We start from the raw sequence: 248 nt of genomic DNA, 5'->3' as shown, positions 1-248 counted from the left end.
TCGCTTCCCCGGGCGAAGACCCGGGGTCCATGGGCGCTGACCCAAAACACCGGTGCTACTGGATAAGCTGCTGGGTCCCGGATCAAGTCCGGGACAGCGAAGCTGGGGGGTGCCCGGGTGAAGGGGCCTTCCTTTCATTCAACCATGTCAAAGCGCCCGACGGCCAGCGGCCTCGGTTGAGCAATAAGAGATGGACGGCATGGGGCGATGAGTGCTCCGCATACTGAAATATTTTATGAAGCGATCAT

The organism is Pelagibacterium lentulum, from assembly GCF_003992625.1.
In the GTDB taxonomy this organism is placed as follows: Bacteria; Pseudomonadota; Alphaproteobacteria; order Rhizobiales; family Devosiaceae; genus Pelagibacterium; species Pelagibacterium lentulum.
Note: the sequence above shows the minus strand (reverse complement) of the source record.